The following is a 6274-nucleotide window of genomic DNA, read 5'->3' on the forward strand; positions in this document are numbered from 1 at the left end:
GTCGCCTCGCAGGGGGTCCGGTGACGGTGCGCATTGTAACCGGAGTTACATATCGGTCAAGCGAGGGCCCGCCCTGAGGGGCGTCCGGGGGTTATCCGCTCCGGGTGGGGGTCTGGTCGAAGACGCGCCGGCGCGCGGCACAGAGAGCGATCGCGATCGCGTCGGCGACGTCGGGGGGCTCGGGCATCGCGGGGAGTCGGAGCTGCCCCTGCACCGCCCGCTGGACCTGTTCCTTGCTGGCGCGTCCGGCGCCGGTCAGCGATTTCTTGACCGTTGCCGGTTCGAGTTCGTGCAGGGCGAGCCCGGCCCGCTGGATGGTCAGCAGGATGACGCCGCGCGCGTGCCCCATGACCACGGCGGTGGTGGGTCGCTTGTAATGCGAGAAGAGCGTTTCGACGGCGGCGGCGTCTGGTCGCAGGCGTTCGATCGCGTCGGCGAGGTCGTGCTCGAGCTCGACCAGGCGCTGCGCGACGCTGGCGCCGCGCGTCAGCCGGAACACGCCCGCTTCGATGACCGTGGGGGTGAGCGATCCGTCGGCGCAGTCGAGACAGGCGTAGCCGGTGCGCAGCAGTCCGGGATCGACGCCGAGGATCCGCATGGGCGGATGGTACTCGATCCCGAGGCGTGCGCTCAGGCGGCGCCGGGTTTGTTGTCGGGGTGCCCGCCGCCCTTGATGTCGTACTCGAGCACGCCGTCCTTGAGGCGGACGATGCGCTCGCAGCGGTTGGCGATCTTGTTGTCGTGGGTGACCATGACGATGGTCATGCCCTGCGCGTGGAGGTTCTCGATGATCTGGAGGATGGCCTCGCCGGTGGTCGAGTCGAGGTTGCCGGTGGGCTCGTCCGCCATGAGGATCACTGGCTCGGTGACGAGCGCACGCGCGATCGCGGCGCGCTGCTGCTGCCCGCCCGACAGTTCACTCGGGCGGTGCCCCACGCGGTTGCCCAGCCCGACGAGGTCGAGCTTCTGGAGCGAGCGCTCGCGACGGGTGATCTTGGGGATTCCCTGATAGAACAGCGGGACCTCGACGTTCTCTTCGATCGAGAGTTGCGGGATCAGGTTGAACGCCTGGAAGACGAAGCCGATCGTCTTGCCGCGAAACTCGGAGAGCTCGGTGTCGGAGAGTTCCTCGATGGGCGTGCCCGAGAGCAGGTACTGCCCCCCGGTGGGCTGGTCGAGGCAGCCCAGGATGTTCATGAGCGTGCTCTTGCCCGAGCCGGACGCGCCCATGATCGCGACATACTGGCCCTTGTAGATGGTCAGATCGAGGTCCTTGAGGGCCTCGACGAGGACCGAGCCGTCGGGCTTGTAATAGACCTTGCGGATCTGGCGCAGCTCGGCGACCGGGGTCGCGTTGGGGGGGACGGGGCAGGGCTCCCGCTGGGCGGTCGGCATGGCATCGAGCATGGTCATCGCGTCCGAGTCTACCGGCGCGACGCCCCCCGGTCGCATCGGAGCAACCCTCAGAACCGGCGCCCTCGCGAGGTCAGCGACGCCGGGAACCCGAACACGGGGATGAGCAGGCGCAGGATCGGCCCCGCCAGGAGCGCGAGAACCGCGGTGTAGACCGACGATCCCAGGCGCGCGCCCACCTCGTGAGAGAAAGTGATCAAAAGGTCGTCATAGCTCGCGCGCACACGCAGCAGCGTCACGACCACCGCGTGCATCACCACGCACAGCACCAGCGCGACGAAGCCGAACGACAGCGGGTTCTGCTTGATGAGCAGCCCGCGCGAGGTGACGGCGGCGTAGGCCCCGGCCAGGCACCCGAGCGCGTAGGGGCCGATCACCACCACCGACGACGCGCCGCTCGCCAGCATCGGGGGGTGCGTCAGGTCCAGCAGCACGCCCACCGTGATGGCCGCGACATACACCGCGACCGGGGCGGCCCACATCGCGACGAACGCCAGCAGGATCAGCGCGAACGACGGGGCCACGCTCGTCTGGCCCAGCGCGAGCGCCGGCTTCAGACCAAGCTCGGCGCCCAGGGCGATCCACGCGGCCAGCGCGAAGGCGATGCGGTTCATCGCTGGCCCTCCTGCGCGCCCGACGGCGCGTCGGCGATCCAGACATACACCTGGCTGACGCGCGTGGGATCGATCTTGGGCTTCACGGTGATCACGGTGCGCAGCGGCTGCGAGTCCTTCGGCGCGACCTCGACGATCTCGCCCAGCACCATGCTGCGCGCGCTCGCGGGCCAGGTGTCGTCCGCGAGGCGCACGACCTGCCCGACGCGCACCGGCGGCGAGTCGGCGTCGAGCTCGCCGCGAAGCATCCCGCGCGCGCTCGGGCCCGCCGGCTGGATCTGCGCGATCGGCAGCGCGCCCGGCTCGTCGGTGTCCACCACGACGCGAACCCAGCGCGTCGCCGGGTGGGTGATCGGCAGCACCTCGCAGGTGCGCGCGTTGACGGCGACCACGCGCCCCACCAGGTGCACGCCCGAGGCGCTCACGACCGCGCCGGGGTTGACGCCGCGATCGCGACCGCCGCGAACCACGAGCTGCCCCGACGACGGGTCGGTGGCGCGCCCGATGACCGGCGCCGCGAAGGGCGTGTACCCCACGTCGGCGATGAGCGCCCGCCCGCCCTGCAGCTCCGCGAGCAGACGCTCCAGCTCGCCCACGCGCTGCTCGGCGCTGCGCCACCGGCGCTGATACTCGTCGCGCGCGTTCTCGACCTCACGGATCGCCGGGTCGTCGGCCAGCCCTCGCACGCGCGTCGGACGCAGGAAATCCGCGACCAGCGTGAACACCCGCGAGGGCGGGGCCAGCGCGATCAGCGCCGGCTCCGCCGCGAACGAGGTCGCCACCCGCGTGAACCGCGAGGGCAGCAGCGCGAGCACAGCCAGCGCCGCGGCGGCGATGACAAGCGTTCGGCGGGGGTTGGTTCTTCCTCGTGCCATTCGTGAGAGGGAGCAGGGAGTGGGGAGCAGGGAGCAGGAAAGAAGTCAGAGTGCGGGGCGTTCGATGCTCCGGATCAGGCCGGCGAGAATGCGCTTGGTTTCTTCGATGGAGCGGAGGAGTTCATTCGTCGTCGATTCGGACGCGTACTTCAGTTCAATCGCGAAGAGCATCTGGGTTTCGAGTTCACACAAGGAGCCACGAGAGATCTTGAGGTACCGAAGGTACTCCACGCGGCTTCCCCGGCCATACCCCTCGGCGATGTTGCTCGGAACGGAGACCGCGCTGCGGCGCATCTGCTGGGTGAGCGAGAATCGCTCACGGTCGGGAAACATGTCGGTCACCCGGTACACATCCAACCCGACAGCGAACGCTTTCTGCCAGGCCAACAGATCGCGATAACTGGTGATCGTCGCGCCCATTGGCCCTTCTTCCTGTTCCCCTCTTCCTGCTCCCTGCTGCCCGCTCCCCACTGCCTTCCCAATCACATCTCCATATCCTGCTCCAGCGTGTGCTTCCATTCCTCGAGGTGTTCGAGGTAGATCGCCGTGCCGCGGGCCACGCAGGTGAGGGGGTCGTCGGCGATGCGGACCTCGAGGCCCGTCGCGTTGTGGATGACCTTGTCGATCCCGCGCAGCAGCGCGCCGCCGCCGGCGAGGCAGATGCCGTTGTCGACCAGGTCGGCCGCCAGTTCGGGCTCGGCGCGCTCGAGGGTGCGCGTGACCGCTTCGATGATCGCCGTCACCGGCTCCTGCAGCGCCTCGCGGATCTCTTCGCTGGTGATGCTGATCTTGCGCGGCAGGCCGCTGACCATGTCGCGCCCGCGCACATCCAGCGTCATCTCCTGCTCGAGGGGGAACGCGCTGCCGATGTCGATCTTGACGCGCTCGGCGGTCTGCTCGCCGACCATCAGGTTGTAGGTCTTCTTGAGGTAACTGATGATCGACTCGTCGAAGTCGTCGCCCGCGACGCGGATCGACTCGCAGGTCGCGATGTCGGCCAGCGACATGATCGCCACCTCGGTCGTGCCGCCCCCGATGTCCACGATCATGCTCGCCGTCGGCTCGACGATGGGCAGCCCGGCGCCGATGCCGGCGGCCATGGGCTCTTCGACCAGGAACACCTTGCGCGCGCCGGCGCGCTCGGCAGAGTCCAGCACGGCGCGCTTCTCGACCGCCGTGATGCCCGAGGGCACCGCGATGACCACGCGCGGCCCGTAGAACCGGGTCTTCCCGTTCACCTTGCGGATGAAGTACGCCAGCATCGCCTCGGTGATCTCGAAGTCGGAGATCACGCCGTCCTTCAGAGGACGCACGGCGGTGATGGTGCCGGGGGTCTTGCCCAGCATCTCCTTGGCCATCCAGCCCACGGCGTTGCCGTCGGCCAGCACCTGGTTCGTGCCCTTGCGCACCGCGACCACGGAGGGTTCATTCAGAACGATGCCCTCCCCGCGCACCGCAACAAGGGTGTTGCAGGTGCCCAGGTCGATTCCCATGTCAACGCTGAAAAGACTGAGGAGCGAGTCGAGAAGGGGCACGGTTGGCCCTCGCAGGCAGGGGAAGGGGCGGGTCGAGACGGACACGAGCGGGCGCGGCCTGGGCGCACGATCATGTCCGGCGGCAAGACGCCGCCGACGCTGGGCGACGCCCGGCAAGTCCGGACGCCGCAGAGGTTATCGGAAAGATAGGGGGCTCGCCTGACGCGAAGGGCCGAGAAAAATGGTCGGGGGAGGGAGCAGGGAGGGCTGAGCGGGCAGCAGGGGAGGGGCAATGGGCAGTCGGCAATGGGCAATGGGGGGAGAAGGGGAGCGTCGGGTGGCGTGGTGCACGCGCAACCGTGCCACGGCGAGAAGAGATTCAACGCTGAGGACGCAGCGTGCGCAGAGGGAAAAACGGGCAGGCGTGCTCCGGTCCCCCTCCCGCTCGCGGGAGGGGTTAGGGGAGGGTCTTCAGAAGGTTGACGCTTGCTCGTTCGCTCTCCCCCTGCCCCCTCCCGCGAGCGGGAGGGGGGGACGGGAGTTCAGCGCCGCCTGCGCGCCGCAAACACCATCGCGCCGACGATCACCGCGCCCGCCGGCGGGGCCGGGATGACGGTCGCGATGCGGAAACCAAACAGAGAGCCAGACGCTGCGCCTCCGCCCATCCAGCCGAGCCGGTCGAACTGCTCACTCCCGTTGGCCGATGAACCCGCCCAGCTGCCCGCGGCAGGCTTCAGATTGAAGGTCTCTGGCGGGAATTGATCACCGAGACGCTCCAGCCACTCGCGCGCCGCCTGACGCGTCGAGCAAACCCCACGGCGTCTCCACCCCGTAGGCCCCAACCGGGGGCGGCGCAATCCCGCCCCACGCGTAGCCCCCGCTCGTCTCGCCGTGGCCGTCCGGGGGAGGCGGGCCCTGCACCAGCGGCGTGTTGCTGCCGTCGGGGAAGGTCCAGTACCCACCCTGGCCCTCGCCGAAGCGGTTGGGGTCGTAGTACACCGCCTTGGTCCACTCGTCGTAGTCCATCATGAAGAAGCGCGCGCCCTCCTGACGGACCACCGGCGTCGTGGTGCCGAAGTCGTTCATGTTGTACGCGCCGGTGTGGAAGTCGTCGAAGGTCGCCTCGTGGATGGGCTTGGCGCCGTTGTGCATCCAGTTCATAAAGCGCGCGACATAAGTCCACGAGGGCGTCACCGGGAGGTTCGCGAGCTGTGGCGAGAGCACTTGATACTGCGGTAGGCCGTCGGGGCCGATCCCGGCGTACTGCGCGGCTCCGCCAGTGAACTGCATGCCGCCGAAGTCGCCGAGCGTCAAATGTGGCCGGTATGCGTCCATGAAGCCCAGCCACTGGCCGCGGGTCACCTCGTTGCGTGTGACGCGGAAGGCCCGATCGACGGCCCCGATGGGCGTCAGCGGCCCGATCCCGTTGATCTGCGGCAGAACGATCGCCGCGTTGCCCGGCGCGCCCACCGTGACGAACTCATGCCCGTGGATCGTGGTGACGGGGTGGGACGCGAGCGCGCTCGCGCACACCACCGCCGCGGCGGACAACGCGATGACACCTTCACGGATACGCATGCGGATCTCCTCCGGGACTTCGGCCCCTTGTGCTCAGAAGAAGGTACCGCAGGAACGGAGGATCTCCAAACACTTTCTGGGAAGGGAGTGGGGAGCAGGGAGTAGGGAGCAGGAAGATGGGAAGATGGGTGGCGTGGTACGGCGCAGCCGTGCCACGGGAGGTCCGATCGGAATCATCACACCAGTCAGTTCCGAACCCCTCACCCCAGCCCTCTCCCCTCAGGGGAGAGGGGGCCGGAAAGAGAGATGCGCATCGCTCCCGCCTCCTCGCCCCGCTCGCGGGGAGAGGACGGCGAGCAGCCCGCAGGGCTGCGAGCCA

General features: G+C 68.8%; 7 protein-coding genes. All 7 read right to left on the bottom strand.

Annotated features, from left to right (window positions below; genetic code table 11):
- Positions 1–91: 91 nt before the first annotated feature.
- The 7 genes from KF684_13685 to KF684_13715 all read right to left on the bottom strand — a co-directional run bounded on the left by KF684_13685 (position 92) and on the right by KF684_13715 (position 5955).
- A complete protein-coding gene (locus tag KF684_13685) occupies positions 92–598 on the bottom strand; it encodes a crossover junction endodeoxyribonuclease RuvC (protein ID MBX3353976.1) in 507 nt (168 codons plus the stop codon).
- A 32-nt stretch (positions 599–630) separates the two neighbouring features.
- Positions 631–1395: an ABC transporter ATP-binding protein gene (locus KF684_13690; GenBank protein ID MBX3353977.1), complete on the bottom strand. Its 765-nt coding sequence runs from the start codon at positions 1393–1395 to the stop codon at positions 631–633.
- Between the two features lie 68 nt (positions 1396–1463).
- Complete coding sequence (locus KF684_13695) at positions 1464–2027, bottom strand: hypothetical protein (GenBank protein MBX3353978.1); 564 nt, start codon at positions 2025–2027, stop codon at positions 1464–1466.
- Positions 2024–2902, bottom strand: a complete 879-nt coding sequence (locus tag KF684_13700; GenBank protein ID MBX3353979.1) for a hypothetical protein — start codon at positions 2900–2902, stop codon at positions 2024–2026. The genes KF684_13695 and KF684_13700 overlap by 4 nt, the downstream gene beginning before the upstream one ends.
- Positions 2903–2947: 45 nt before the next feature.
- The gene (locus KF684_13705; GenBank protein MBX3353980.1) at positions 2948–3322 is read right to left on the bottom strand and encodes a four helix bundle protein; all 375 of its coding nucleotides are present in this window, start codon (positions 3320–3322) and stop codon (positions 2948–2950) included.
- A 62-nt stretch (positions 3323–3384) separates the two neighbouring features.
- Positions 3385–4395: a rod shape-determining protein gene (locus KF684_13710; protein MBX3353981.1), complete on the bottom strand. Its 1011-nt coding sequence runs from the start codon at positions 4393–4395 to the stop codon at positions 3385–3387.
- A gap of 744 nt (positions 4396–5139) precedes the next feature.
- Positions 5140–5955 carry a hypothetical protein gene (locus tag KF684_13715; protein ID MBX3353982.1) on the bottom strand — a complete coding sequence of 272 codons (816 nt, stop codon included), beginning with the start codon at positions 5953–5955 and terminating at the stop codon, positions 5140–5142.
- Positions 5956–6274: the final 319 nt, after the last annotated feature.

Source organism: Phycisphaeraceae bacterium, from assembly GCA_019636675.1.
Taxonomy (GTDB): Bacteria; Planctomycetota; Phycisphaerae; order Phycisphaerales; family UBA1924; genus JAHBXC01.

What these genes read in the sequence shown, in the direction of transcription:
- KF684_13685 (MBX3353976.1), bottom strand. Translation starts at nt 598, where the DNA reads ATGCGGATCCTCGGCGTCGATCCCGGACTGCTGCGCACCGGCTACGCC.
- KF684_13690 (MBX3353977.1), bottom strand. Translation starts at nt 1,395, where the DNA reads ATGCCGACCGCCCAGCGGGAGCCCTGCCCCGTCCCCCCCAACGCGACC.
- KF684_13695 (MBX3353978.1), bottom strand. Translation starts at nt 2,027, where the DNA reads ATGAACCGCATCGCCTTCGCGCTGGCCGCGTGGATCGCCCTGGGCGCC.
- KF684_13700 (MBX3353979.1), bottom strand. Translation starts at nt 2,902, where the DNA reads ATGGCACGAGGAAGAACCAACCCCCGCCGAACGCTTGTCATCGCCGCC.
- KF684_13705 (MBX3353980.1), bottom strand. Translation starts at nt 3,322, where the DNA reads ATGGGCGCGACGATCACCAGTTATCGCGATCTGTTGGCCTGGCAGAAA.
- KF684_13710 (MBX3353981.1), bottom strand. Translation starts at nt 4,395, where the DNA reads ATGGGAATCGACCTGGGCACCTGCAACACCCTTGTTGCGGTGCGCGGG.
- KF684_13715 (MBX3353982.1), bottom strand. Translation starts at nt 5,955, where the DNA reads ATGCGTATCCGTGAAGGTGTCATCGCGTTGTCCGCCGCGGCGGTGGTG.